The 26368-nt window shown below is 39.8% G+C and carries 26 protein-coding genes; 12 read left to right on the forward strand and 14 right to left on the reverse strand.

Annotation, left to right across the window (positions count from 1 at the left end):
* The first annotated feature begins 2 nt into the window (after positions 1–2).
* The 3 genes from AC3Z9T_RS05295 to AC3Z9T_RS05305 all read left to right on the forward strand — a co-directional run bounded on the left by AC3Z9T_RS05295 (position 3) and on the right by AC3Z9T_RS05305 (position 2161).
* Entirely contained in the window at positions 3–488 is a 486-nt protein-coding gene (locus AC3Z9T_RS05295) for an AmiS/UreI family transporter (RefSeq protein ID WP_490125182.1), read from the forward strand.
* A gap of 362 nt (positions 489–850) precedes the next feature.
* Positions 851–1417 (forward strand): tetratricopeptide repeat protein, encoded by a 567-nt coding sequence (locus AC3Z9T_RS05300; protein ID WP_490125183.1) that lies wholly within the window; start codon positions 851–853, stop codon positions 1415–1417.
* A gap of 306 nt (positions 1418–1723) precedes the next feature.
* Positions 1724–2161, forward strand: coding sequence for a universal stress protein (locus AC3Z9T_RS05305; RefSeq protein WP_490125184.1), 438 nt, complete (start codon positions 1724–1726; stop codon positions 2159–2161).
* 415 nt (positions 2162–2576) lie between these two features.
* Here the strand turns inward: AC3Z9T_RS05305 and agp are convergent, their stop codons facing one another.
* A complete protein-coding gene (agp, locus tag AC3Z9T_RS05310; protein WP_490125185.1) occupies positions 2577–3830 on the reverse strand; it encodes a bifunctional glucose-1-phosphatase/inositol phosphatase in 1254 nt (417 codons plus the stop codon).
* Positions 3831–4112: 282 nt separating this feature from the next.
* Between agp and AC3Z9T_RS05315 the strand changes: the two genes are divergently transcribed.
* Both AC3Z9T_RS05315 and AC3Z9T_RS05320 read left to right on the forward strand, forming a co-directional pair.
* Positions 4113–4550: a GNAT family N-acetyltransferase gene (locus AC3Z9T_RS05315; RefSeq protein ID WP_490125186.1), complete on the forward strand. Its 438-nt coding sequence runs from the start codon at positions 4113–4115 to the stop codon at positions 4548–4550.
* A 13-nt stretch (positions 4551–4563) separates the two neighbouring features.
* Entirely contained in the window at positions 4564–5124 is a 561-nt protein-coding gene (locus AC3Z9T_RS05320) for a GNAT family N-acetyltransferase (RefSeq protein WP_490125187.1), read from the forward strand.
* A gap of 8 nt (positions 5125–5132) precedes the next feature.
* Here the strand turns inward: AC3Z9T_RS05320 and AC3Z9T_RS05325 are convergent, their stop codons facing one another.
* The 6 genes from AC3Z9T_RS05325 to AC3Z9T_RS05350 form a co-directional block, all read right to left on the reverse strand.
* On the reverse strand, positions 5133–5591 hold the full coding sequence (locus tag AC3Z9T_RS05325) for a YbaK/EbsC family protein (protein ID WP_490125188.1): 459 nt from the start codon (positions 5589–5591) through the stop codon (positions 5133–5135).
* Between the two features lie 160 nt (positions 5592–5751).
* Positions 5752–6411: a formate dehydrogenase-N subunit gamma gene (fdnI, locus tag AC3Z9T_RS05330; protein WP_490125189.1), complete on the reverse strand. Its 660-nt coding sequence runs from the start codon at positions 6409–6411 to the stop codon at positions 5752–5754.
* A complete protein-coding gene (fdxH, locus tag AC3Z9T_RS05335) occupies positions 6404–7285 on the reverse strand; it encodes a formate dehydrogenase subunit beta (protein WP_490125190.1) in 882 nt (293 codons plus the stop codon). The genes fdnI and fdxH overlap by 8 nt, the downstream gene beginning before the upstream one ends.
* A 12-nt stretch (positions 7286–7297) precedes the next feature.
* A complete protein-coding gene (fdnG, locus tag AC3Z9T_RS05340) occupies positions 7298–10345 on the reverse strand; it encodes a formate dehydrogenase-N subunit alpha (RefSeq protein WP_490125191.1) in 3048 nt (1015 codons plus the stop codon).
* A 311-nt stretch (positions 10346–10656) separates the two neighbouring features.
* Positions 10657–10980 carry a YnfA family protein gene (locus tag AC3Z9T_RS05345; RefSeq protein WP_490125192.1) on the reverse strand — a complete coding sequence of 108 codons (324 nt, stop codon included), beginning with the start codon at positions 10978–10980 and terminating at the stop codon, positions 10657–10659.
* 30 nt (positions 10981–11010) lie between these two features.
* Positions 11011–11901 carry a LysR family transcriptional regulator gene (locus AC3Z9T_RS05350; protein WP_490125193.1) on the reverse strand — a complete coding sequence of 297 codons (891 nt, stop codon included), beginning with the start codon at positions 11899–11901 and terminating at the stop codon, positions 11011–11013.
* 97 nt (positions 11902–11998) lie between these two features.
* On the opposite strand from AC3Z9T_RS05350, the gene AC3Z9T_RS05355 reads away from it, so the two are divergent.
* Entirely contained in the window at positions 11999–12439 is a 441-nt protein-coding gene (locus AC3Z9T_RS05355) for a PACE efflux transporter (protein WP_490125194.1), read from the forward strand.
* Positions 12440–12486: 47 nt separating this feature from the next.
* Here AC3Z9T_RS05355 and AC3Z9T_RS05360 read toward each other — a convergent pair whose 3' ends face one another.
* From AC3Z9T_RS05360 to AC3Z9T_RS05375, 4 genes are all read right to left on the reverse strand, one after another.
* Positions 12487–12750, reverse strand: a complete 264-nt coding sequence (locus AC3Z9T_RS05360; RefSeq protein ID WP_490125195.1) for a DUF2798 domain-containing protein — start codon at positions 12748–12750, stop codon at positions 12487–12489.
* 288 nt (positions 12751–13038) lie between these two features.
* Complete coding sequence (locus AC3Z9T_RS05365) at positions 13039–13575, reverse strand: GNAT family N-acetyltransferase (RefSeq protein WP_490125196.1); 537 nt, start codon at positions 13573–13575, stop codon at positions 13039–13041.
* 391 nt (positions 13576–13966) lie between these two features.
* Positions 13967–14995 (reverse strand): LacI family DNA-binding transcriptional regulator, encoded by a 1029-nt coding sequence (locus AC3Z9T_RS05370; RefSeq protein ID WP_490125197.1) that lies wholly within the window; start codon positions 14993–14995, stop codon positions 13967–13969.
* Positions 14996–15075: 80 nt separating this feature from the next.
* On the reverse strand, positions 15076–15624 hold the full coding sequence (locus AC3Z9T_RS05375; protein WP_490125198.1) for a D-lyxose/D-mannose family sugar isomerase: 549 nt from the start codon (positions 15622–15624) through the stop codon (positions 15076–15078).
* A gap of 212 nt (positions 15625–15836) precedes the next feature.
* Between AC3Z9T_RS05375 and AC3Z9T_RS05380 the strand changes: the two genes are divergently transcribed.
* From AC3Z9T_RS05380 to AC3Z9T_RS05400, 5 genes are all read left to right on the forward strand, one after another.
* Positions 15837–16874, forward strand: coding sequence for an NAD(P)-dependent alcohol dehydrogenase (locus AC3Z9T_RS05380; protein ID WP_490125199.1), 1038 nt, complete (start codon positions 15837–15839; stop codon positions 16872–16874).
* Positions 16875–16877: 3 nt separating this feature from the next.
* Entirely contained in the window at positions 16878–18389 is a 1512-nt protein-coding gene (gene xylB / locus AC3Z9T_RS05385) for a xylulokinase (protein ID WP_490125200.1), read from the forward strand.
* Positions 18386–19888, forward strand: a complete 1503-nt coding sequence (locus AC3Z9T_RS05390) for a sugar ABC transporter ATP-binding protein (protein ID WP_490125201.1) — start codon at positions 18386–18388, stop codon at positions 19886–19888. Before xylB ends, AC3Z9T_RS05390 begins: the two co-directional genes overlap by 4 nt.
* Positions 19889–19963: 75 nt before the next feature.
* Complete coding sequence (locus tag AC3Z9T_RS05395; RefSeq protein ID WP_490125548.1) at positions 19964–20971, forward strand: ABC transporter permease; 1008 nt, start codon at positions 19964–19966, stop codon at positions 20969–20971.
* A 39-nt stretch (positions 20972–21010) separates the two neighbouring features.
* Entirely contained in the window at positions 21011–22015 is a 1005-nt protein-coding gene (locus tag AC3Z9T_RS05400) for a substrate-binding domain-containing protein (RefSeq protein ID WP_490125202.1), read from the forward strand.
* A 167-nt stretch (positions 22016–22182) separates the two neighbouring features.
* Here the strand turns inward: AC3Z9T_RS05400 and AC3Z9T_RS05405 are convergent, their stop codons facing one another.
* Positions 22183–22644 carry a MarR family winged helix-turn-helix transcriptional regulator gene (locus AC3Z9T_RS05405; RefSeq protein WP_490125203.1) on the reverse strand — a complete coding sequence of 154 codons (462 nt, stop codon included), beginning with the start codon at positions 22642–22644 and terminating at the stop codon, positions 22183–22185.
* Positions 22645–22752: 108 nt separating this feature from the next.
* On the opposite strand from AC3Z9T_RS05405, the gene AC3Z9T_RS05410 reads away from it, so the two are divergent.
* Complete coding sequence (locus AC3Z9T_RS05410; RefSeq protein WP_490125204.1) at positions 22753–24564, forward strand: FUSC family protein; 1812 nt, start codon at positions 22753–22755, stop codon at positions 24562–24564.
* Positions 24565–24658: 94 nt separating this feature from the next.
* On the opposite strand, the gene AC3Z9T_RS05415 is transcribed toward AC3Z9T_RS05410, so the two are convergent.
* Positions 24659–25024: a hypothetical protein gene (locus tag AC3Z9T_RS05415; RefSeq protein WP_490125205.1), complete on the reverse strand. Its 366-nt coding sequence runs from the start codon at positions 25022–25024 to the stop codon at positions 24659–24661.
* Between the two features lie 308 nt (positions 25025–25332).
* Positions 25333–26262, reverse strand: coding sequence for a Dyp-type peroxidase (locus AC3Z9T_RS05420; RefSeq protein ID WP_490125206.1), 930 nt, complete (start codon positions 26260–26262; stop codon positions 25333–25335).
* Positions 26263–26368: the final 106 nt, after the last annotated feature.

The following is a 26368-nucleotide window of genomic DNA, read 5'->3' on the forward strand; positions in this document are numbered from 1 at the left end:
ATATGGGTGGCATATTACTCATTTTTATCGGTAGTGTTTTAATCGTAAATGGTATTTCTATCATTAAAGGATATGATGATAAAGAAACTGGAATTTTCAATGGTATTATTGGTTTTTTCTGCTTAATCGGCAATATTGTCTTAATGCTCCATGCTAAAGGGCATGCTGACTATATCGAGATTGCACAATCTATGTTATTTACTTTCACCTACTTATTTCTCAGTCTAGTAAAAATCTACTCATTATCAGGGAAGTTATTTGGTTGGTATTGCTTATTTGTCTTCTTTAATGCTTTATTCTATGCCTATTATACCAGCTCAGACCCTCGAATGGTTGCGTTATGGTTGCTCTGGGCGGCACTTTGGTTTTTATTTTTCTGCACTTTTTCCCTCAATAAACAAATCAGGTACTTAGGTAATTTAACGCTCATGATAGGGATCATCACTTGCACTATCCCTGGGTTGATGATGGTGACGAACAATTGGTAATAAAAATATATACTCGTTATATTTGTAAATATCTCAAGCGCTTTTTACATCAAAAAAACACTTTTTTAGTGTAATGTTACAATATATAACTAAGACTAACAGCATTATATAAAAAAACCTAAAACACATTGATATTCTACCCCCGTAGACGTAGAGTATTTAAAACAAAATAAGGTTGTTACTCGGTATATTAGCTACTGCTAACGTCGCTATGGTTGTTAAAACATTATATTAATGTATGCACTAAATAATTAAAGATGTGCTAATCACCCATTAAAAGTGTATGCAGCTACGTTAAAATACTAATATTATATGTATGTAACAATAAAAACTAACAAACTCTATAAGATTTAAATATCGCTATGTATAAAATTTGCTCATTGATTTTATTTTTTATTCTTTCTATCCATTCAAGTTTTGCAGCAGTTTCAAATGAAACACTTAAGCTGATTGAAAAAGAAGCACAAAAAGGGGATATCAAGGCCCAAGTCATGCTAGGTATTGGTTATTACCTTGGTAATGAAGTAAAGCAAGACTACCCTAAAGCCAAAAAATGGCTAACTATGGCATCGAATAAAGGAAACTCAGATGCACAGCTTTTTTTAGGTGATATGTATTTAAATGGTAATGGTGTGGAACCCAATATCGAAACAGCCATACAATGGTTTGAAAAATCAGCAACGCAAGGTAATGCCGAAGCTCAAAACTATATGGGACAAATTTATTATCAAGGTATTGGTGTTAAGCAAAACTACATTGTGGCATTCGATTGGTTTAAAAAATCTGCCGATAAAAAATATCCACCAGCACAGTATCAAATTGGCAAAATGTATGAAAACGGTGAAGGTACTGAATTAAATGATAAATCAGCAGCTGAATACCTCGATAAAGCCTGCAAAGGTGGCTTAAAAGAAGCCTGTAAAAAATAGTTTTCACGATAACCACTGCCACCATAATTGTGGTAGTGGTTATATTCCGCCACTGCCTCTCTCATCGCTTACTTTATTTATCATACTTCAAGTTGCAGCGCTTTTCGTTGTGCTATAAGTGATTACGTTCACTCACGCCAGCCACTGTATTTTCTATGCTCCTAGCGGTTCCCTCACATGTCGCCTAGCTGTACCTCGAATTATTTAGAGTATAAGCAGCTATTACATTGAAAATATTAACGATTCATTTCAATGTATACATAAATGATCTAAACTTAGAAAATAAGAAAATATAAAGGAGGATGTATGTACAAAACTATTCTAGTTCCGATTGATGTCACTGAAGATGCGTTAACAGACCTTGTTATCCCTCATGTTGAAGCCATCCAAAAATTAAACAATGCAGATGTCCATTTTCTCGCTGTTACCGCCCCAATTTCAAATTACCTACGTTACGGTGGTACCATTCTGCCGGGTGATTTCCCCGATGATGAAAAACAAGCAGAGATTATCCTTAATGAGTTAAAAGAGAAAGTGAAACGCTTCTCTCTCCCTGAAGATAAAATCCACGTCACCTCTTCTGTGGGTTCCGTTAAAGATGAAATACTCACTATTGCAGAAGAAGTTAACGCAGATATCATCTTAATTGGCTCTCGCCATCCAAGTATGTCCACTTATCTGCTAGGTTCAAATGCCGCTTCAATCGTCCGTTATGCAAAAACATCTGTCTTAGTGATCCGCTAATTTTCTGCATATACTCTTACTCTATACCCTAAATAATTCAAGATGCAGCTGCTCACACGACGTCAACGTCAAGCGCTGCAGCTTGAAGTATGACGAGTATAGCTAAAAATAACAGTTTTAGCGGAATTACTAGTCTTTTAACTCTTTACGATCATCCTTAAAAGAGCAAGTCGAGAGATAATAAATACACACAATTTATAAGACTATTACACATGATTATAGGTTAGATTAAAGGCTCATAAACATTTTCGTGGCTTTCACGCCCTGCTATCCAGCAGGGTTTTTTCTGGTTTTTTAGGTATTTCCCCCTAAATTCCCCACCACACTACCTCAAATTGTCTATGTATTTCCTACCATCATGAAAACACAAAGCCCGCCAATGATATGGCGGGCTGACAACAAAATTCAACGATACCTATTGTTCTAATGCAGACTTCATCACTTTTTGGAAATCTTCCCAAGAACAATAGCCATTTTTATCAATTGGGCAATTTTTCATTTCTAAAGTAACATGCTTTGGTGGTGTCTCTAATGAGAGATAGCTGTTATTTCTTAGCTGATCTGCGGTTTGATATACATACTCCACCTTCACATAATCTTTTTTATCGCTCTTATCATGCCAACGTTGGAAAACTAATTTACCGCCAATTGGCGTGTGCTCATACTGATCCGCTAATTGATATGGTTTGAAATCCATCGCTGATAGTAAAGAAGCAATATTCGAATCATGGCCTACTAACATAATGAATTTAGCTGTTTCACCTTTGCTAGCAGAAGTAAAGCCCTTATTAATATAATTCAGCAGTGGGTGAGCAACGTTCTTAGCAATGAGTTTTGGCGTAAATAATGTTTCCTGATAACCATTTTTTAGCGTATTCAGTTTTTTCCATTTATCTGCGCTATTCACTAACCCCCAAGCAACTTGATCGGCTGGGAACCCTTCATAATATTGTAAATCAATGGCATCAACGGCAGAGTTAGCAATTTTCAATGAGCCTGTAACACCTGGTTCTTTATTAGCTTCAATAATAAAACTGTTGTCCTGTGATGATAAATCACACAGCTTATCAGCCTTACATTTCTGTGAATCTTTAATATTAAGAACAGTATCTAATTCATCATAACCCGGTTTAAGATTGAGCCCTTTTAAATGCTCAGCCATTGCAGCTAATGCTTTTTGCTTAAATTCAGGGCTATCATTAGTAATGATTGGATTAAAGACCGGATCCATCTTACCGATTTCAGGTTGATGATGAATTTTTACAGCACAGCCCGGAAATGCACCGGCAGTAAAGAACTGGGCAGTGGCAATAGTTCTTTGCAAACTATTGGTATAAACAAACAGATCCTCATTATTTGTCGGGCACAATTCATCAGCAACCAGTTTGTTTTGATCGATCCACTCCCTAAAATAGTGCCCCATATACACTTCAAGTGCACCGCCTTTAGTGGTTAGATAGCCACTTTGTGCATCCCAAGCAGGCCACTTTTTATCTGTGACTTCAGTCAAAATACCTGTATTAACAATCGGAGTCCGTAAATTATGACGACTTAATAATAAGACTTGTTCGAGTTGCATATTTTCAGCATTATCAGTGCTTGCAAGAGCAGGCGCCAGCGGTGCTAATAATGCAGCGGATAAACAAAGTGTTAAAACCTTATATTTCATCGAGATACCCCTACCATTTTGTTGTTTTACAGTCCTAAATTATCATCAATCATCTGCTCGAAATAACCAAGAGAGCTAACTGTAATAATAAATAAATTCTCTTCTTATCATGAAGTAATTGACTTTTTTTTCTGCGATTAATATCTCAAAAATAGATTTATCAAGACATTAACACTTAAATCGTATATTTGTTATTAGCAAAAATATTGAATAGACCTACCGTTGACATTGTTTGAAGACTCTTTAAGATGCTTTATTTATCGACAAGAGAATAAAAACATCATGAAAATCCTACCCGCTATCTCATCTCAATATCATGAAATTATTGATGTTTGGGAATCGTCAGTCAGAGCAACACACGACTTTTTACCAGAGAAAACATTGCAAGAACTAAAAGTGGCTATCCTTGAGCAATACTTGCCAAATCTCACCGTTTATGTTGCCTTAAATAATAATAATCACATCGATGGCTTTTTAGGTGTCGATGGAAATAAACTTGAAATGCTATTTATATCTCAAGATAATCGTGGCAAGGGAACTGGCAAACAACTACTGAACTTTGCGATTAATGAATTAAGGGTAACTGAGGTTGATGTCAATGAGCAAAACCCTCAAGCTGTTGGTTTTTACCAATATATGGGGTTCAAACAATTTGCCCGCTCTGAAAAAGATGGTGAAGGTAATCCTTTTCCAATTCTACATCTGAGGCTCAATTCCTGAATAAAGGGGCGATATGTCAATTATTGAATTAGAAACTTCTCGGCTGTGGCTGCGGGGCTGGACAGAGCAAGACAAACTGCCTTTTTTCCAAATGAACAGCGATACAGAAGTGATGCGCTATTTCCCTTCTGTATTGGATAAAACACAAAGCAATCAGCTAATGTCACAAATAATGGCGCGATTTGATTCACAAGGTGGATGGGGTTTCTGGGCTGTCGAATTAAAATTAACTGGTGAATTAATCGGTTTTGTTGGTCTGAATATTCCTGGATATCAACTCCCTTGCTCACCTTGTACAGAAATTGGTTGGCGATTACGCTCTGAGTATTGGCGGCAAGGTTATACAACAGAAGCCGCTCAAGTTGTCATCAAATTTGCATTTGAACACCTCAAATTGAAAGAACTGGTAGCTTTTACCGCCGTACCCAATACTCCTTCAGAAGCGGTAATGAAAAAACTGGGAATGCACAAAGACACTGAAAACTTCAATCACCCTGCGCTTGCTGAAGATCATTGGCTGAGTGAACATGTTTTGTATCGACTACAAAATCCAGGAATAGAGCACCTACCTTAAATACAAACTTATTGGCAGATATCAATCCAAGCCGCTTGAGTGAGCTCTAACATCCGCTGTGGTGAAATCCGTAATGCGCTATTAACGGATCCTGCCGCGGGTAAGACTTCGTTATATTGTTGTAGTGATATATCACAATACACAGGTAAAGCGTCAGGTAGACCAAAAGGACAAACACCACCAACTGGATGGCTCGTTAACTCAACTACCTCATCTGCTCGTAGCATTCTTGCTTTCGAACCTAGAGCTTGTTTGACCTTTTGATTGTCCAGTCTTGCTTCACCAGCACAAACGACCAATACAACTTCATTTTTCACTTTTAGTGATAAGGTTTTAGCGATTTGGTTAGGTTCTACATTATGGATTATCGCCGCCTGCTCAACTGTTGCAGTCACGCCCTCCGTTTCAATAATTTCAATATCAGGGGCATATTTAGCAATAAATTTTCTAACGGATTCAATACTCATAGTGAAGCTCTTTAATTATCGTTTGCAAGTAACCTTTAGTTTTAGCTTACCTGCCTCCTTTTTTGTATTGAAAAAATTTCAATAGCATCAATTCATTAAAACCAATAAAAAAGCCACTGCTTTTTACAGCAGTGGCTTAGCGCATATCAGACTCAAAATACTATGATTTATTCTTTTCTGCTTCCGCTTTTGCTTCTTTGGCCTCAACTTCACGATACCAACGTGGGTGGTGTTTTTTCGCCCAACGGCGACTCACTTTCCCCTCAATCATTCCGTTAATCGAACCTTTAACCCAAAATGCCATATACATATGGATCAGTATCGCATGAATCAAGATAATTGCCGCTGCCGCATGGACAAATAGGCTCCAACGCACTAACCACATTGGGAAAAGGTGCGCAAAATAAGGACGCCAGATGATAATCCCTGTCGCTAGCAGAACAAAAATCATACTCATGATGCTCCAAAACATCATTTTTTGCCCCGCATTGTATTTGCCTACATCTGCCACATGGTGTTCGTTACCTTTCAGCACCTCGACAATGTTTTTGATCCACGGTAAATCTTGTTTATCTGGAATATTATGTTTAACAAAGCGGAAAAACATAAACATCAACACAACAAAGATCAGAACACCAAAGAATGGATGTAAGATGCGCCCCATTTGAGGTGTACCAAAGGTTTCAGTCAACCATTTTAGTGTCGGGAAAAATAATGCGATCCCTGACAGGGCCACTAAAAAGAAGCTGATGACCACCGTCCAGTGACATGCTCGGTCAATAAATTTTGTCCGAACAATCATTTTGCTCTTTTTACTCATGGTCATCTTTCTCCTCTTCATCATCCACTTCTTTATTCGGACCAATTCCAACATAGTGGAAAATGAGACCAGCAAAAGTGGCAATAAAGCCCACCACAGAAAGTGGCTTGAGAACCCCCTTCCAAAGGTTAATCGGTGTATCTATTTGTGGATCTTTTGGTAATCCATGATAGAGCTGTGGATTATCGGCATGCTGTAGCACATACATCACGTGTGTGCCACCAACCCCTTGTGGATCGTAGATCCCTGCGTTGCTAAACCCTCGTTTTTGCAGTTTAGCCACGCGTTCCGAGGCGTATTCCAACATTTCTGTTTTAGTACCAAAATGGATGGCGCCTGTTGGACAAGTTTTTACACAAGCAGGCTCTTGTCCTACCGCAACGCGATCCACACATAAGGTACATTTGTAAACACGATTATCTTTCGGATTCAGACGTGGAATATTGAATGGACACCCTGCAATGCAGTAGCCACAACCAATACAGTGTTCAGATTGAAAATCGACAATACCATTTGCATACTGAATAATGGCCCCCGCTGAAGGACATGCTTTTAAGCACCCAGGATCACTACAGTGCATGCAGCCATCTTTGCGGATCAACCACTCTAACTTACCGTTTTCAGTGGTTTCGCTAAATCGCATCACAGTCCATGATTTCGCGCTCAAATCCATTGGGTTATCATAAACGCCAACACAATGGCCGACTTCATCACGAATGTCATTCCACTCTGAACAAGCAACCTGACAGGCTTTACAACCAATACAGGATGTCACATCAATCAGTTTCGCAACTTCAAACTTGTCATCACGCGCTTGTGGTGGAGGCGTAATACTGTTGGTCGCGGAACGTTTAATAATGTCTTGAGATTGCATTTGTTCCCTCCCTTACGCCTTCTCGATGTTAACCAAAAATGCTTTGTACTCAGGTGTCTGAGAGTTTGCGTCACCCACTGATGGCGTTAACGTATTAGTAATAAAACCTTTTTGCGTTGCACCTTCAAAGCCCCAATGGATCGGTAAACCAACGGTTTCAATCGGTTTGCCATCAACCATTAAGGTTTGTAGTCTTTGAGTGACCACGGCAACCGCTTTGATAAATCCACGTTTACTACTCACTTTGACTTTGTCACCATTAGCGATCCCTTTCGCATTGGCTAACGTTTCACTGATTTCCACAAATTGTTCTGGCTGCACGATTGCATTTAAACGTGCGTGCTTAGTCCATGTATGGAAATGTTCAGTCAAGCGGTATGTCGTACCGACATAAGGGAACTGTTCGTGGCTTCCAAGGCGTTGTTTATCATCCTCAAAAATACGCGCCGCTGGGTTTGAAACCACATTAGGGTGTAATGGATTCGTCCCCAGTGGTGTTTCAAATGGTTCATAGTGTTCAGGGAACGGGCCTTCTGCCATTTTATCAATGGCAAATAAGCGACCTAACCCTTCAGGCTGCATAATAAATGGCCCAGTACCCACTTCAGGCGCAGAGGCGTTAAAGTCAGGAATATCATTACCGACCCATTTTTTACCATTCCATTCGATTAAAGTGCGTTTTTTATCCCACGGTCTACCTTGTGTATCACAAGAAGCACGGTTATAAATTACGCGACGGTTTAGCGGCCATGCCCATGCCCAACCTAACGTGTTACCGATACCAGATGGGTCGCTATTATCACGATTTGCCATCTGGTTACCTTTTTCTGTCCAGCTACCCGTGTAGATCCAGCAAGATGAAGCCGTCGAACCATCATCACGTAACAATGCAAATGAACTGAGTAGCTCACCTTTTTTGGCTTGCAAATTACCCTCTGCATCATACAAATCAACCAATGCAACACCATTGTTCTCTTTGGCAACTTCTTCTGATTCAGGGTGGAATTGGCGTTTGTAATCCCAACGCATTTGCATTAGTGGGTCACGGCCTTTGCCCCCTTCTTGTTCATAAAACTCACGAATTTTGTATAAAATACCGGTTAATATTTGCCCGTCATTGCGTGCTTCACCCGGTGCGTCCGCAGCTTGCCAGTGCCATTGTAACCAACGGCCTGAGTTAGCGATCGAACCATCTTCTTCAGCGAAACATGTCGATGGTAAACGGAATACTTCAGTTTGAATTGAAGCAGTATCCACATCGTTCATTTCACCGTGGTTTTGCCAGAAGTTGGCGGTTTCGGTGACTAACGGATCGACAACCACAAGGTATTTCAGTTTACTTAAACAACTCACCACTTTGTTTTTATCAGGGAATGACGCAACTGGATTAAAGCCTTGGCAGATATAGCCATTGACCTGATCTTTACTCATCATGTCAAAGTACTTCATCACGTCATAAGCCTGATCCCACTTAGGCAACCAGTCATAACCCCATTGGTTATCTTTTTGAGCCGCATCACCGTAGAAAGACTTCATTAAACTTACAAAGAATTTCGGGTAATTGCTCCAATAGTTAACTTGATTAGGTAACGTCGCTTTTGGCGTATTTGCTGCCAGATAGCTGTCAACTGAAGTTAGTTTCTCAGAAGGTAGTGTTAAATAGCCCGGTAGGCTAGTAGATAACAGCCCTAAGTCAGTTAAGCCTTGAATGTTTGAGTGACCACGCAATGCGTTGACTCCACCACCTGCCATACCCATATTACCGAGTAGTAATTGGATCATCGCCATGGTACGGATGTTTTGGGCACCAACAGTATGTTGTGTCCAACCTAACGCATACAAGAAAGTCGTGGTTCTATCTGCGGTACTGGTTGATGCCAAGATCTCACAAACTTTTAAGAAGTCATCTTTTGGCGTACCACAAATTTGCTCTACAATTTCAGGTGTATAGCGCGAAACGTGTTGTTTGAGTAAGTTCCAAACACAACGAGGGTTTTGCAAGCTATCATCACGCAATGCATAACCATTTTCATCAAATTGATAGTTCCATGTGGTTTTATCATAAGCGCGTTTTTCTGCGTTATAGCCACTAAATAAACCATCATCAAAGCTGAAATCATCCCTAACCAACAGTGCTGCGTTGGTATAGTGTTGAACATACTCGGCATTGATTTTGTTGTTTTCAATCAGGTACAGCAGCACACCTGACAAGAAGGTAATGTCAGTACCAGAGCGAATAGGGACATAATGATCAGCAACCGATGCTGTGCGTGTAAAACGCGGATCGATGACAATCAATGTTGCATCATTATTGTTTTTCGCTTCTATCGCCCAGCGGAACCCAACAGGATGTGCTTCCGCAGCGTTTCCGCCCATCACAATAATCACATCGGCATTTTTAATATCAACCCAGTGGTTGGTCATCGCACCGCGACCAAATGTTGGAGCAAGACTTGCTACCGTTGGTCCGTGTCAGACACGCGCTTGGTTATCAACTGCCAGCATCCCTAGTGATCTGGCAAATTTCTGGGTTAGCATACCGGTTTCATTGCTTGCTGCAGACGCACATAGCATCCCAGTGGAAAGCCAACGATTGACCGTAGTTCCTTGATCGTTTTTTTCAATAAAATTGGCATCGCGGTCATCTTTCATCAACCTAGCGATGCGAGTGAATGCATCATCCCAACTGATGCGCTGCCATTTATCGGAGCCCGGTGCGCGATATTCAGGGTAACGTAAGCGATTTTCACTATGGATATAGTCAAGTAGACCTGCGCCTTTCGGACACAGTGCACCACGGTTGACGGGATGATCAGGGTCACCTTCAACGTGGAAGATAGCGGATTTAGCATTCATGGCACCATCGCCCATGCTATAGATTAATAACCCACACCCTACAGAACAGTAAGTACAAGTATTACGAGTCTCTTTAGACCGAAGTAATTTATATTCACGTACATTGGCCATTGCCGTTGCAGGCATAAAACCTAACGCAGCTACAGTAGTACCTGCCATCCCGCCGGCACAGATTTTAAAAAACTTTCTGCGACTGACGTTCATTGCTTCCCTCTTTATATTTGTTTTATAAAACGGTCGCAGAGTATCAATACTTGATAATAATATATTGCCTAAAATCAATGAATATGAAAATAAATGGTGAATTAATATTATTTGAGTAGTTAATTTTATTTTTAAAATACTACCAATTGGGTAATATTTTTCATTATTGATGCAGATCAATTACTCATAAATTCACAAATTTTAAAAATCGAATTAAAATCAAAAGTAAAATTTAACTTAATTTAAAGATGATTATTTCAGAAATTAACCAAATAGAAATAATCATATGATAATTATATTTTATGAGTATACTACTTCCAGCCACTAATAATAATACCTGCACCGATAAATACCACAATAGCACCAACCCAATCGGTGGTTGTCAGTGAGACACCATCAACGACACGCAGCCATATCAATGCTGTCGCAATATAGATCCCACCATAAGTTGCGTAAATACGACCACTTGCCTCTGGGTGTAATGTCAGCAACCAAACAAATATCATTAAGCATAAAGCAGCAGGAAGTAATAACCATATTCCACCTTGTTTTTTCATCCACAAATAAGGAAAATAACATCCAGCTATTTCAGCCAAAGCAGTTAAGAAAAATAAACCAATAATCTTAAGTGACATAAAACTTATCCTTTATCAAATGACTGAATTTTACATTGTTGAATTATTAGTTTTTAATAATTCAATCAACTCCTGTGCACCCCGTTTTAATACCTGTCCTTTTAAACACACAATATGGATAGGAAGTACTAAACCATTTGGTGTATTTTTAAACTCTAATTGTTTTAATGAACCAAACTTAAGCTGATCCTTTATTAGAGAATTGGGTAAATTACCCCACCCCATTCCTGCTTTCACTAATCCTAATGCCATAGCAAAGCTTCCAACTCGCCAATAATTGGTTGAAACTACTGATCGAATATCACTTAATCGACGCTGAAAACTGGTGACCACGATTTGCCGTGTGTGCACTAAATCTTCGATAAATAAATTTGCTTGCTGAGCGATTGATGGGTGGTTTGCACTGATCGTGGCAACCAATGATTCATAACCAATACAGTAAAATTGCTCTTGAGAATTCACATATAGCCCACCAAATGCCATTGCTAATTGGATTTTATGTTCATGTAACAGCGGTAAAATATCATCCTGTGCTGCAGTGATGAGCTCGACATGCATTAAAGGGTAACGCTGGCTGAGAGTTTTTAGTGACTCAAGAAGAATATTTGGGTTGATCCCTTCAGCAACACCGATGGTAAGTGTGCTTTCAACACCTTCAGTTAATTCACGAGAAAAGATATTTAACTGTCGCAAATTATCCACGATATTGCGTGCATAGGGCACTAAAGCAAGTGCTTTCTCTGTTGGCTTTGGCTCTCGCGTGTGCCTTTCAAACAGCGAAAAACCTAACTCCGCCTCTAAATTAGCAACTGCCATACTCACCGCTGAAGGCACTTTATGCAATGCTCTTGCTGCCGCTGAAAATGAACCTTTTTCGATTACAGTTAAAAAGATCATTAAATTTTCACTATTAAATGGCATCGCCAACCTTTCAATAATCTTGATAGTAGTTAACTTTTATTATCATCAATATTGATTTAATTTACCAGACCTCACAGCACAGAATAGTGGATATAAAATGCAAGGTATCAAACGTAAAGTGATCTTTATTACAACCTATGAAGTGATTGGCTGGGTAATTTCATCATTAGCATTGGCATTTCTTTCGGGGAACTCAGCAGGAACAACGGGGCCATTAGCTTTGGTTATTACCACCATTGCCGTTAGTTGGAATTTTATTTTCAATGTAGCTTTTGAATATTGGGAATCAAAACAAAAATCAAGAATTAGGACGTTTCGACGTCGATTTGTCCACGCGATTTTATTTCAATTAACTTTAGTGGTCTTCTTGATCCCCCTGATCGCATGGTGGCTATCGATTAGTTTACTACAGGCGCTAATACTCGATTTTGCACTTATTATCTTTATTCCTATTTATACATTCTTTTTTAACTGGGCATTTGACAAAATATTTGGGCTTCCTACATCGGCTTTACCACGGCAAGAACCTAGCCATTAATCAAATGAGCCAACCCGCTCCCAAATAAGGATAGCGGGTTGACCTTTTTAGCTTTTAACAAAAACTAACGATAGCCTCTTAGCTAAAGGTAAAACAATTAATACTGTCGGAAAAGCAATTATCCAAGATAACATCCAAGAGCTGCCCCATTCGCCAAGCATTGCACTGTTTAGTCCCAAGGCTTTTACTGTACTAATCAAAGAGACGACACCACTCATAACTAATGATAAGAAAAAAGGGATCAAAAAGATGAGTGCGCGGGTTGGAAGCTTAGGAACACCAAAGATTGTATTGCTATTTTGTAATGACATTATATAGACTCCAGATTACGCAATCGCAACAGCATATAACTGTTGCAAAACATAGTTATATGCGTTGATTAACGTAAACGCTTACGAGCCCTAATAGACTGATGTAGTTAACATTCTAGCTATCGCGCCTTAATTGTCAAACAATAATAATAAGCTACTATTTAAATTATAATAATCACATCTTAGTCAATTAAAATAGGGTAATGACTGCAATTTACTATTAAAAAGAGTAAATTTCATATTGTTCGAATGACAACTGCCTTCTTTAATTCTTTATATAATCATTAATTACCACTGATCGCCGCCGCGGAAATCGCAATACAATGAAGCCGTGAAATCAATATTATCATGCGCTGACCATGCCATTACTCCCCCCTCTTCTTCAATTGAGCGGATATAATGTCGCTGTTGTTGCTCAAACAATGCTCCTTTCCATACCTTCCAACCAACTGAACGATATAACTTTTGGCCTTCTTCCGAGGCGGATAACAACCCTAGCTGATAACACGCACTAATAATTTCATTAGTATGTTGCATCAAACTAGCGCCAATCCCCTGGCGGCGGTAGTTTTCTTCTACCACCATCGCTTCAACGTAACCCACTGATATAGGGTCATCATTGATCGCCATATTTCGCTGCACAATCGCAACATGACCGACCATCTTTTGTTGATCATACGCAATAACATGCATTCCGCCTAACGTATGCTGAAAATCATCGTAAGTAAAATCACTGCTAAAGCCTTCCACCAGCAAGCCAAATAGCGTTTCTTTTTCACTGGATATTAATTGAGATGTATGTAAACGACGATATTCTATGATCATAAATTACCTATGAGGGAATGGACTGCCAAACAAGTAATATATACTCGTCATACTTCAAGTTCCAGCGTTGTTGAACTGTGTCCACTCGGGCCAGTCACATCGCTATCTATGCTTCTAGCAACTCGCTCACTTGTTGCCTAGCTGTACCTCGAATGATTTAGAGTATAGTGGCTTCCGTAGATTATCAGCGAAAAAAAAGTGCCTTGATAAGCACGCTCTCACTCATTTATAAACGCATAATAGATGTAATAAATTTTGAAAAGGTAAAACAAACGCTAGCATGTTAACCTAATCGGTTAACATCTCTCGCCATAACGATCATATACTCTAAATATTTAGAGTATATAAACGATTATATTAATTAACAGGTTGAGTCAAAACAGCTTTCAGATCATAAAACATGTTCTGGTGGTGTCACCATTAATTTTCCACGCACAATCACTTTTGCCGGTTTGGCGCTATCATCAGACGCCCTTCTCACTGCCATATTGATCACTTGCCAAGCAATTTCCTGTAAATCATGTGAAATACAAGGGAAATTAAAACCATATATTGATGAATATGACACTTCATCAATGCTAAATAGCGCCACATCATCACGTAGTGAGATTTGATGCTTAATACAAGCTTTAATAATTCCTAAAGAGATTTGGTTATTACAACCAACAAAATAATCAGGCGCTTTATGTTGTTGTAGATAATTATCAGTCACCTTATAAGCTTCATCCATCAGAAAATCTGCATATAAAATATCAACTTTATCAACACTGCCCTGTAATGCGGCATTTAAGCCTGTCACCCTATCACGAGCTACGTTAGAATCTTCAGGACCTGAAACAATGACTACTTGTTTTGCTCCTTGTGATTGCAAAAAGCGCCCTGCTTGTAAACCACAATCTAAATTATCAATGTAAACACCGCTACATTGTTTAATTTCCACTTCTCTATCCACTAAAATGACTGGGATGTTTAATAACTCAAGCTGCCTAAAATAAGCGGGTTTATAAAAGCGATCGGATGAAACGACAGACAAGATGATGGCATCCACGTTGTAACCAATCAGCTTTTCAATAATACGAGCTTCATTTTCTTTTGATTCATAAGAATCAAACACTAACGTGTCATAGCCCACATGATAAGCTTCTTGCGTCATCAATTTAGCTAATCCACCAAAAAAAGGGTTTCCCATATCAGGAGTAACAATACCAATGGTTTTCGATGATTTGGCGCGTAGGCTACGTGCTACCGCGTTCACCACATAGCCTATTTTATCTGCCGCTTCTAAAATTCTTTTTAACGTTTCGGGATGAACTTTGTCTGGCTGTGAAAAAGCACGGGATGCAGTGATTTTACTGACATTTGCAAGTGCCGCGACATTTTCGAGTGTCACCTTCTGTGACTTATGATCTGCCAATTTCATCTCCTTATTAAATTAAGTATCATTTTGTACCATTATAGTATCATTTAATCGTTTCAGTCATGCAAAATCCGTTGAGTGACTCAAACACCTTCCAAACGGCGAACTCGGGGATCAGTAAAAACATCTAATTCGTCACGGCTCTCACTGGAAAACTCGGAAACAACTGCTCCCATTTCACCCGCTTTAAACCAATGTAATGTATTAGGTTTTATCGTATATTGATCGCCTGCTTTTAATAAAATAAAGCGATCACATTGATACCACTGCTCATCACCTTCAGGCTTAGAGCAAATAGGTTTACCTGAATCATTTTGATTTAATCTGAGTGATGAGTCATCGACAAAAAGGTATACCTCCCCCCAACGACAACGAAATGTTTCTTGTTTACCTATTGACCCCTCAAAAGGAGGATGCAAGTGCTCAGGGCAAACTTGATTGGGAAATAGCACTAATTCTTTAGCACAATAACGTGTGCTATTACAATAAGTTAATAGTTGTAAACCTGAACGAGGATAATCAGGTAAACCAAAACTGGCTATTTCAATCCGCGCTTTTTCTTCTTCGGTGATAGTAATGTGTGCTTGCTGTAAAAAATTTATCACTTGCTGGCGGTAATTATCTTTCTTCATGCTGTGACTCTCCTTAATGATACCGATAACATTATAACGGCATTCAAATCACAAAAAATGTGATCAACTAGCCTATTCACTGGCCTATTGTTACAAAAAAGCTACTCATTTAATGAAAGTATAACCTGCATCACATAAAAATAATAAAATTCGATCTAATATCCGCATCATTAAAATGATATCGATACCATAAAAATGAGCCAGAGGTAATCATGAAAGCATTAGTACTCGAGAAAGCAGGAAAAATTTCTATCCAAGATTGGCAAAGTCCTGAAGTCCTTGGAGAGGATGATGTCGAAATTAAAATTCATACCGTTGGAATTTGTGGTAGCGACGTTCACTACTACCAACATGGCCGCATTGGCCCATTTGTGGTTGAAAAACCGATGATCCTCGGTCATGAAGCCTCTGGGGTGATCACTGCTGTTGGTAAAAATGTCTCTCATTTAAAAGTCGGCGATCGCGTTTGTATGGAGCCCGGTATTCCAAACTTACAATCTACACAGTCACGTGCGGGTCTTTATAACTTAGATCCTGCGGTACGTTTTTGGGCAACCCCACCTATCGATGGTTGCTTACGTGAAAGCGTGATCCACCCAGCTGCATTCACCTTTAAGTTACCTGAAAATGTCACCTTTGCTGAAGGTGCCATGGTGGAACCACTGGCTATTGGCATGCAAGCTGCAACCAAAGCAGAAATCAAACCGGGTGATATCGCACTGGTCATTGGTGCTGGCACCATCGGCATCATCACTGCATTATCGGTACTGGCTGGTGGCTGTTCCGATGTCATTATCTGTGATTTATTTGATAAAAAATTAGAAGTTGCTAAGCAATACCCTGGGCTACACGCGATCAACAGTAAAGACACTCAAGCTATTGTAGACAAAGTCAGTGAGTTGACTGAAGGTAATGGCGTAAACGTACTATTCGAATGCAGTGGCGCCAAAGCCGTGATTGCCAATATTACCGAACACATGGCTCCGGGTGGGATCGCTGTTTTAGTCGGTATGCCGATTGACCCAGCACCATTAGATATTGTTTCCGCACAAGCCAAAGAGATCACCTTTAAAACCATTTTCCGTTACGCAAATATGTACCCTCGCACCATTCGTTTGCTCAGCTCAGGCAAACTTAATGTCAAACCGCTTTTGTCTGCAACCTATAAATTTAAAGATAGCGTTGAAGCATACGAGCGTGCTGCTGAAGGCCGCCCAACTGATATTAAAATTGTACTGGAAATGGAGTAATCGATGACACTGTATGCTGGGATCGATTGCGGTACACAAAGTACCAAAGTCGTTATCATTGATAGCGAAAGCGCACAAATTTTGGGTGAGGGCTCTGCACCGCACCCACTAATTAGTGAAGCATCTGGGCGCCGTGAACAGCATGCTTCTTGGTGGACAGATGCATTAGAAAGCGCCTTCCACCAAGCGATCAACAATGCTGGCATTGACGGCAAACTGATCGCCGCGATTTCAGTGTCAGGGCAACAGCACGGCTTTGTGCCACTCGATAAGCAGGGGCAAGTCATTGCTCCTGTCAAATTGTGGTGTGACACCGAAACAGCCACAGAAAACCATACCATTATTGATGCCTTAGGTGGAGTAGAAGGCTCACTCGCTCAGCTAGGGCTGATGCCACAAACGGGTTATACCATTTCTAAAATTTTATGGCTCAAAAACCATCACCCTGAATTATGGGCGCGGCTGGATACTGTGCTGCTACCACATGATTACCTTAATTTTTGGTTAACTGGCGTTCGTGTTGCTGAGTTTGGCGATGCATCAGGCACAGGTTTATTAAATATTCGTTCTCGCAAATGGGATTTACATACCATCAATTTGATTGATGATTCTGGCCGCTTGCAGCAAGCTTTGCCGCCATTGATCACAGCAGAAACTTGCATTGGCACCGTATTACCTGAAATTGCAAATAGGCTGGGCATTTCTAGCCAAACCAAAGTAGCTTCAGGTGGCGGTGACAATATGATGGCAGCAATTGGCACTGGAAATATAAAACCCGGTATCATCACTATGAGTTTGGGAACATCAGGCACACTATTTACTTATTCAGACTCACCGATTGTCGCTGATTCTGAAATGATCGCCGGTTTCTGTTCATCGACCAATGGTTGGTTGCCGCTAATTTGTACTATGAATGTCACTTCCGCAACAACTACTATTCAAAATTTTCTTAATCTTGATCTGAATGGTTTTAATCATGCCTTAGAGCAAACAGCCCCAGGTGCTAATGGTTTAAAAATATTGCCGTTCTTTAATGGTGAACGCGTACCTCAACTACCTCAAGCAAAAGCTAGTATCCATAATATTGATGGCAGTAATTTAAACGCTCATAACCTAAGCCTAGCGGTGGTGGAGAGTGCCACTTATGGCTTACGTTTTGGGATTGATTTGTTCCGTAAGCAAGGTATCCAAGCTAATGAGATCCGTTTAACAGGTGGTGGCGCCAAAAGTGCCAAATGGCGCCAAATCGTTGCCAATATCATGAATTCTCCAGTTATTTGTGTCACTAACAGCGAAGCCGCTGCACTCGGCGCCGCTATCCAGGCGTTTTGGTGTGACACATTAACTGAACAAGACGATAAAACAGAGTTATTAGCACAAATTTGCCAGCGATTTGTTCATCTTGATCAGAGCACATTAGTCGAACCTGATCATACAAATGTTTCATGTTATGAAACCCTCTATCAAGATTATCTTTCATTACTACAAACTGAATATCCAGAGGTGATGGTATGACAAACTCAGTGGGCATTCAGGCAGATGAACTTCTTCATATCACAGGGGTTAAAAAATCATTTGGGCCAGTTATCGCACTCAAAAATGCGCAATTTAGCCTGAAAAAAGGCTCTATTCACGCACTGTGTGGTGGTAATGGCGCAGGTAAATCAACCTTTTTAAGTATTCTAATGGGGTTCATTCAGCCTGATTCGGGTGACATTATTGTTAAAGGCCAACACTGCCATTTTCAGCAGCCAAAAGATGCTCTCAATGCTGGCATTGCCATCGTTCAGCAAGAACTGAGTTCTATTCCTGATCTCACCATTGCTGAAAATATTTGGTTAGGTCGTGAACCTAAAAAATTCGGTTTTGTTGATTTCAAAAAAATGAATCAACTTACCGCTGATTTAATGGCTGATTTGCATTTTGATTTATTACCGACAGAGAAAGTACGTAACCTCAGTGTTGCTGAACAACAACTGGTAGAAATTGCAAAAGCGCTTTCTCACGCGGATGCAGACATCATTATTATGGATGAGCCAACTTCAGCCATTGGCGAAGAAGATGCACAAAAAATTTTCGATGTGATCACCCATTTAGCGCAAAAAGGTAAAGGGATTATTTACGTTTCTCATCGTCTATCTGAAATTTTTCAAATCGCTGATACCTTTTCAATTTTTCGTGACGGTACTTTTATTACTGAAGGTACGATCGCCGACATTACCCGTGAACAACTGATTGAGCACATTATTGGTGGTGAATTTAAAGATGAATTCGCCAAATTTAATCAACCAACCGATGAAACATTGTTAACTGTTGAGCAAGTCAGTTGGCTGGATAAAATTAAGCAGATCAATCTAACCCTTAAAAAAGGCGAAATATTAGGTATTTATGGGCTAGTAGGTTCAGGGCGCAGTGAATTCCTTGATCTGATTTTTGGTATTGAGCATGCCACGACTGGAACCATAAAAATCAATGATATTCAACTTGGCAAACATTCACCTCAAGATGCTATCAAAGCAGGTATTGCTTATGTCACAGAAGATCGTAAAGAAACAGGGTTAATGTTAGGTCGCTCAATTAGTGAAAATATTAATATTGCCTCGTTTTCTGCCATCAGTAAGGCCAGTTTTATCAATGAAAAGAAAGAGCAAGCACGCTCAATCGATATGATCGAACTGTTTAACATTAAAACACCAGATGCTGAACAACTTGCAGGGAATCTCAGTGGTGGTAACCAACAAAAAGTGGTGCTCGGTCGCTGGGCGTTGCTAGATCCTGAAGTGATGTTATTAGACGAGCCGACACGAGGTATTGATGTCGGAGCTAAAAAAGAAATCTATCGTTTCATGTCTGAATTTGCCTTAAAAGGCAAAGGTATCATTATGGTTTCCTCTGAGTTATCTGAAATTATTGGCATGAGCGACCGAATTATTGTTTTCCGTAACGGTGAACTTGCCGGTGAGCTCACCGCTGCCGAAGCAACTCAAACAGAATTAATGAAACTTGCTGTTTAATTTATCGACATCGTTTTTACTAAAAGAATTAAGAGAAAAACAATGACTACTACTTATTCTACGCCAACATCGGGAATGTCCCTACTCGCACGCAACAAGAAAAACATGCATAAGTATGGCATTATCATGGCTTTCTTTGTGCTTTGCCTTATTGTTGCTGTCATTGGTGAAGTGCAAGTTGCACGAGGTGAATGGACTAACAACTATTTCCTTAGCCAAGACAACATGCTGATTGTATTACGCCAGATTTCCATTAACGGCATATTGGCTATTGGGATGACGTTTGTCATTATCACAGCAGGTGTCGACTTATCTGTCGGCTCTGTACTTGCCCTCAGTGGTATTGTCGCCGCACGTTTTGCCACTACCAATGCAGGGCTTTCCATTGGTGATACCGCTAATGCGGTAATGGTACCGATGATCATCGCATTGGGTATTGGTATCATATGTGGCCTGATCAACGGCACCATCTTAGCTAAATTTAATCTTCAACCCTTCATCGTTACCATGGGTATGCTTTCTGCCGCTCGAGGTTTAACACTACTCACCACTGATGGTAACCCCGTTTCACAACTGAATAGCGATTTTAGATGGTTGGGTAATGGCTATATTTTTGAGATCCCAGTACCTGTTGTATTACTGATTGTCATCTTCGCTCTCGCTTGGATTTTGCTCAATAAAACCACTTTTGGCCGCTATGTTTACGCCGTGGGTGGTAACCCCAAAAGTGCCAGAACATCAGGGATTAGCGTCATTAAAGTCAAAGTACTGGTTTATACACTTTGTGGGGCATTAGCGGGGATCGCAGGGCTGATCTTAACCGCTAGAACAGGCTCAGCACAAACCAGTGCCGGTGGTGCTTATGAGTTAGATGCTATCGCTGCGGTAGTCATTGGCGGCACCAGTATGTCTGGCGGCGTCGGCACCTTAGTCGGAACATTCTTTGGTGTATTAATTATTGGTGTCATGAACAATGGCTTGGATTTATTAGGCGTTCCATCCTATTACCAACAAATTATTAAAGGTGCATTAATCGTCATCGCTGTACTGCTCGACCCTTCACGTAAACAAAGACGTGATTAATTAAAACAACACTGAACCCTCACTGTGAAAGGTATAATAATGAAAAAAATGACTAAAATTACAACTCTTACCACTGCATTATTGATGAGTAACATGGCGCTTGCTGCTAAAGAAGAGCCCGTAAAAATCGCCATTTTGATGTATGGCATGAAAGCTGAGTTTGTCCAACTTATGGAAAAAGCAGCAAAAGAGCATCCTGCAGTTAAAGACGGCGAAGCAGTCATTACCGTTTACGACGGCCGTTACGACCCAATGGTACAGAACAACCAAGCTGAAACGGCAATTCAGACCAAAACAGATGCAATCATTATCAATCCAATGGATTATGAGGCAAATATTGATGTGGTCACAATGGCAAATGAAGCCAAAATCCCAGTGATTGTTACCAACGCACGTCTCAATACCGACAAAATGACTGCTGAAGTTGTCTCTGATGACGTATTAGGCGGCTATATGGAAGCTAAAGCAGTTCTAGCAAAAATGAACTGTGAAGGTAATGTCGTTATCATCGAAGGACCTAAAGGTGGCAGCGGTGAAATTCAACGCGGTGAAGGCAACGATAAAGCGATTGCTGAATGTGGCCCTGGCAAAATCAAAGTATTAGAGCGTAAAACAGCAAACTGGTCACGCGCAGAAGCCATGCCATTGATGGAAAACTGGTTACAAAAACACCGTGGAAAAATTAATGGTGTTATTGCGCAAAATGACGAAATGGCATTAGGCGCCATCGAAGCGATTAAAGGAGCGGGCCTTGAAGTAAACAGTTTTGCTATTGCTGGTGTTGATGGCGTTTCGGATGCTATTTTTGCAGTTCAAGACGGTGAAATGGTATCCATTCTGCAAGATGCTAATGCACAAATGCAAGGCTCTATCGATATCGCGATGAAATCAGTGAAAGGCGATAACTATCAGCCCAAGTCGGCGATTTGGAAGCAATATGCAGATCAACTGCAATGGAATGATGGTAAAGATCAACGCTACCAAATTCCTTGGACGGTTGTGACCAAAGAAAATGCTCAACAGTTGTTAGACGCTCGTAAATAATCGATAATCTATATAAGTCGAGTTGCAGGTAGGTGACAAACGAAGATAGGCAAGAAGCATAGATAAACACGGTGACTCAGTGAGCGTAGTGTCGTCAACGCTCCTGCAACTTGAAGTATGACAAGTATATCGTTATATCACCACCTCATTATTAGGTGGTGATAGCTCTATTCGTTTTTATCGCCAAACATCACAGAAAAATTATTCACTGAACTTTCAAGTGCTCGTTTGGTTAAACTTTCCAGCGAGTGGAATAGTTGCTCGACTTGTTGCTCTGATAAATCTGCTGCTAAGTAATCATTCCATTTATCTAGCTTATGGTTTAGCTCCTTCACGATCGTTGTACCAAGTACAGTTAATGAAACATGGTACGCACGCTTATCCACCTGACTATTCGTTTTCTCAATCCACCCTTTTTCGAGGAATTTTCCCACACCTCGGGTGGTCATGGATTTATCCACTACCATTGCTTTAGATATTTGCTCCAACGTCGAAGCATCATTTTGATGAATATGTAAAATCATCAAACATTCTATGGCATTAATGCCATATGGCTCCCCCATCCATTTCATATAGTGATGAGCCGCTCGGCTAATCACACCAAAAACTCGCGCTTGTTCTGTACGCATGACACCTCTTTAGTTGATTTTATCAACTAATTAGTCAATAATTAGCTTAAATTTGGTTGATTTTATCAACTAATAACCTATTTAACACCTCAAATTCACTCATAATTTATGCTACAAAATACAACTTTGCTGCACCGTTTAGGGTTTAACTCAGCACGCTTTCGCTTTGCCGTTATTACGGCATGCGCATCTATTGCTGCACTTTTTATTGCTCAATATTTAGGACTGATCCACCCACAGTGGGCAGCAATGACTGTTTGGGCATCTGCACAACCTTGGCGTGAAAATTTATTAGAAAAAAGTTGGTGGCGTTTCGCCGGTACTGTCAGTGGTGTACTTGCAGGGATCGTTTTACTCCAACTCAATTTCATTCACCCCTTATTGTTTATCGTTGGACTTGCCGTTTGGCTAGGTGGATGTAGTGGCATAGGTCAGCTACAAAAAGGCTTTGTGGCCTATGGCACCTTACTCGCCGGTTATTCCGCAGTCATGGTGAGTATGCTCAGTATCCATGATACCGATAACCTCTTTACTGTCGCATGGGATAGGCTATGGACGATCCTTGTAGGCGTACTTTCAGCCGTTATTTTTAACTTTTTATTGACTCCTAAACGTAAACAAGAGCCCATTATTGCACTTAGAGATCAAGTCAATACACTGTTTTACCAAATCCTACATAACGCACTTGAATTAAAAAAACCAGTAAAGCAGCAAGATATAGAGCAACTTTGGCAAATTATGGCAAGCTATGAAGAGATGCTAGAAGCTAATCGAATTGGCTGGCGTTACCACCGTAAGCAGGTCGCAAAGGCTCGTCAGAAGTTAATTTCACAAAGCCAAATACTATTACATTTAGATAAGTACCAAACCATTGCGCCCTTTTATTTTCCTGCTCAAGAACCGACAAGTACTCAATGGAAACAATTACTATCACTTTGTCCTAATGGAATACTTAAAACCTTATTAATTCCGCTCTATTACGCTACTCAAGAAAAATCAATAAAACGAACAAACAAGATAGATAAGCTAAAACTCCACCAAGATAGAATTTCTGCATGGCATGCTTTTATCCGGTCATTTGCGACCATTGGCATAGTAGGATTGTTATGGTTATGGACACAATGGCAAGCCTTAGCCTATTTAACCCTCGGTCTTTCGGTCATGCTAGCTTTATTTGCCTCATTAGATCACCCATCAAAATTTATGAAAAACATTTTTATGGGGCAATTTTTCGGTGCCATTACAGCATTAATTTGTACATGGTTTTTATGGCCTTTGGCTTCATCATCATGGCAAATGACCATTCTTATCATCCCAGTCATCATCAGTGGAGTGGTTATTTTTTCACATAATAAACTGATCCTGATTGCTTTTGATTACATAATGGTTTCGTTAATTTTGCTCCAACCCATTTACCCCTATTCTCTCTCATTAACACAAAGCATAGGCAATGCTATCGCCATCGTTTCAGGGCCGTTAGTTGCTATGGCTGCCTTTGCATGGATTTATCCCACCAGCCCTAAGAAGCGCTATCAGCTATTAATGTATCTTGCTGAGCAGCAGTTCAAACAAGGTATGAATGTGTTAATTCAAGGAAATAAAACCTCCGCAACCCAATTAATGCATCGACTATTAAGTGGATTACTACTAGCGAGAAAAAATGAACAACCGTATGGACCTACACTGAAGTTTTTTGCAACTCGACATGGTCTCTGGTTAAACCTATCTATTCTACATAAGCAATTTGCGCATCAAGAATCGAAAAAAAGAGCACTCAATATACTTGAAAGACGTATTCAACAAGATCGACTTGAACCGATAAAAATTGCAGCAATTTTGCAGCGATTAAAACGAAATGAGACAAGATATAATGAGCTCACTCAATTAGAAGAGTATTTAAAAAAGCTATTGAATGAATAGTTATCGGTATCTACAGTCACTTTTAGGAAAAATAAGCAATTATGATAAGCTCAGTTTATATTTCTCTAATTTTGTACCATTATGCCGTAATAATTTATCCAACATCATGCACAATGGGGAGCTTGGTGATCTCTAGTTCTGTTTCACTCAGTTTATTACATTCCACTTTATCACCATTTTTATAAATAAAATAATAGTGCTCATTATCCCCTGTTGTTTTGACTAAAGAATCGCCATTTAAAAAATTATAAATTTTATAATTAACATCATTATCACGATAACGAATGGTTGGATGAGAAATGATAAAGTGTGAACCTCGCTTCAATGTTGAGATCAAATAGTTGGTACGGAGTATCGTCATTTTTTCCCCTTCGGGACATTTCAACTGATACTCTTTCATGGCGAAAGCAGGAAAACATGCAGCGAAGAGCACTGTGATGGTGAAAGCTTTTTTTATCATTATGGCTCCATGAGAACAAAATAGTGAGCAATATTTACGTATAAAATCATAGCATTGCCTCTATAAAAACATGTTGCCTAATCAATTGCAAAATTTTCTGATGATTATCTCATCAGTTAACGCCCATCAAATGACAAAAAGGACATTGACCTAACGAAATTGAAGATTGATTAAGTTTGATACTCTAAATAATTTGAGGTCAGCTAAGCAACGAGTGAATGGAGGGGTCAGCAACACTGCGAATGTATTGATACAAAAGCTTGTTCCGAGGCTATAAATAGCGTCGGAACAAAGTGATCGTCGATTATTTATTCGATATCATCTAACATCGCTGGTGATGGAACGAAAAATAATGTTCCTGTAACCGCTGTGCTGTATTTTAACAATTCGTCAGTTGCACCATTTTCACTGCCAAGAAACATGCTTTCCAACATACGGCGAGTAGTTGAAAAATATCTTGCATAACCAATAAAGTAAGTACCATATTCCTTCTTAGAAGGATTAGAAAACGGCATATTTGCACGAACAATTTTCAGATCACCACCATGTTCATCTTTAATGTTAGTCACAACATTATGCGAACTCGGTATTTTTTGCTCGTCCGTCAATTCCACATCATTAAACTTATGACGACCAATCACCTTTTCTTGTTCTTCCACACTCAAATTTTGCCATGCTGTCATGTCATGAATGTATTTTTGAACAAACGCATAACTACCACCAGCAAATTGCTGATCTTCATCACCAATAACGGCATAATCGATACGTTCGTCTTCCATTTCAGGGTTTTCGGTTCCATCAACAAAACCGATAATAGAGCGCCCATCCATATAACGGAACCCATGAACTTCATCGACATGAGTGACCACGCCATCAAGTTGCTGGCTAATAATAGAAGCTAGCTCATAGCAAGCAGAGACATTTAAGGCTCGAATGTGAAAAAACAGATCACCTGGTGTAGAAACTGCTGTATGGCGGCTGCCTTTTATTTCTTTAAAAGGCGTGAGTTGTTGCGGCTTAGCTAATTGAGGAAAGAGACCTTCCCATGCATCAGCACCAAACCCCATCACGCAGCTGGTTTCAAGCGCAGGGAAACGTGTTCTCATGCTACGAATTAAACCCGATAAGTTATTACAAAACGAGATAAGTTGTTCACGGTGCTTCTGTTTATCAACAATATTGAAAACGAGGAAATATGAATTTTCTCCCGGAGTTTTGGTGACATCTTGATATTTCATAGGGGTTATACCTTTTTCCGTTATTTTTCATTTTCATGATAATGACCCACTATAATACAATGAGTAGCCAACTTCATTGATATTAACCATTTAATCGGTAATACCT

The sequence above is a fragment of the Providencia sp. 6390 genome (assembly GCF_058148425.1).

Bases quoted from the DNA above. Each gene is read 5' to 3' on its own strand.
- AC3Z9T_RS05295 (WP_490125182.1), top strand. From the start codon at position 3: ATGGGTGGCATATTACTCATTTTTATCGGTAGTGTTTTAATCGTAAAT.
- AC3Z9T_RS05300 (WP_490125183.1), top strand. From the start codon at position 851: ATGTATAAAATTTGCTCATTGATTTTATTTTTTATTCTTTCTATCCAT.
- AC3Z9T_RS05305 (WP_490125184.1), top strand. From the start codon at position 1,724: ATGTACAAAACTATTCTAGTTCCGATTGATGTCACTGAAGATGCGTTA.
- agp (WP_490125185.1), bottom strand. From the start codon at position 3,830: ATGAAATATAAGGTTTTAACACTTTGTTTATCCGCTGCATTATTAGCA.
- AC3Z9T_RS05315 (WP_490125186.1), top strand. From the start codon at position 4,113: ATGAAAATCCTACCCGCTATCTCATCTCAATATCATGAAATTATTGAT.
- AC3Z9T_RS05320 (WP_490125187.1), top strand. From the start codon at position 4,564: ATGTCAATTATTGAATTAGAAACTTCTCGGCTGTGGCTGCGGGGCTGG.
- AC3Z9T_RS05325 (WP_490125188.1), bottom strand. From the start codon at position 5,591: ATGAGTATTGAATCCGTTAGAAAATTTATTGCTAAATATGCCCCTGAT.
- fdnI (WP_490125189.1), bottom strand. From the start codon at position 6,411: ATGAGTAAAAAGAGCAAAATGATTGTTCGGACAAAATTTATTGACCGA.
- fdxH (WP_490125190.1), bottom strand. From the start codon at position 7,285: ATGCAATCTCAAGACATTATTAAACGTTCCGCGACCAACAGTATTACG.
- AC3Z9T_RS05345 (WP_490125192.1), bottom strand. From the start codon at position 10,980: ATGTCACTTAAGATTATTGGTTTATTTTTCTTAACTGCTTTGGCTGAA.
- AC3Z9T_RS05350 (WP_490125193.1), bottom strand. From the start codon at position 11,901: ATGCCATTTAATAGTGAAAATTTAATGATCTTTTTAACTGTAATCGAA.
- AC3Z9T_RS05355 (WP_490125194.1), top strand. From the start codon at position 11,999: ATGCAAGGTATCAAACGTAAAGTGATCTTTATTACAACCTATGAAGTG.
- AC3Z9T_RS05360 (WP_490125195.1), bottom strand. From the start codon at position 12,750: ATGTCATTACAAAATAGCAATACAATCTTTGGTGTTCCTAAGCTTCCA.
- AC3Z9T_RS05365 (WP_490125196.1), bottom strand. From the start codon at position 13,575: ATGATCATAGAATATCGTCGTTTACATACATCTCAATTAATATCCAGT.
- AC3Z9T_RS05370 (WP_490125197.1), bottom strand. From the start codon at position 14,995: ATGAAATTGGCAGATCATAAGTCACAGAAGGTGACACTCGAAAATGTC.
- AC3Z9T_RS05375 (WP_490125198.1), bottom strand. From the start codon at position 15,624: ATGAAGAAAGATAATTACCGCCAGCAAGTGATAAATTTTTTACAGCAA.
- AC3Z9T_RS05380 (WP_490125199.1), top strand. From the start codon at position 15,837: ATGAAAGCATTAGTACTCGAGAAAGCAGGAAAAATTTCTATCCAAGAT.
- xylB (WP_490125200.1), top strand. From the start codon at position 16,878: ATGACACTGTATGCTGGGATCGATTGCGGTACACAAAGTACCAAAGTC.
- AC3Z9T_RS05390 (WP_490125201.1), top strand. From the start codon at position 18,386: ATGACAAACTCAGTGGGCATTCAGGCAGATGAACTTCTTCATATCACA.
- AC3Z9T_RS05395 (WP_490125548.1), top strand. From the start codon at position 19,964: ATGTCCCTACTCGCACGCAACAAGAAAAACATGCATAAGTATGGCATT.
- AC3Z9T_RS05400 (WP_490125202.1), top strand. From the start codon at position 21,011: ATGAAAAAAATGACTAAAATTACAACTCTTACCACTGCATTATTGATG.
- AC3Z9T_RS05405 (WP_490125203.1), bottom strand. From the start codon at position 22,644: ATGCGTACAGAACAAGCGCGAGTTTTTGGTGTGATTAGCCGAGCGGCT.
- AC3Z9T_RS05410 (WP_490125204.1), top strand. From the start codon at position 22,753: ATGCTACAAAATACAACTTTGCTGCACCGTTTAGGGTTTAACTCAGCA.
- AC3Z9T_RS05415 (WP_490125205.1), bottom strand. From the start codon at position 25,024: ATGATAAAAAAAGCTTTCACCATCACAGTGCTCTTCGCTGCATGTTTT.
- AC3Z9T_RS05420 (WP_490125206.1), bottom strand. From the start codon at position 26,262: ATGAAATATCAAGATGTCACCAAAACTCCGGGAGAAAATTCATATTTC.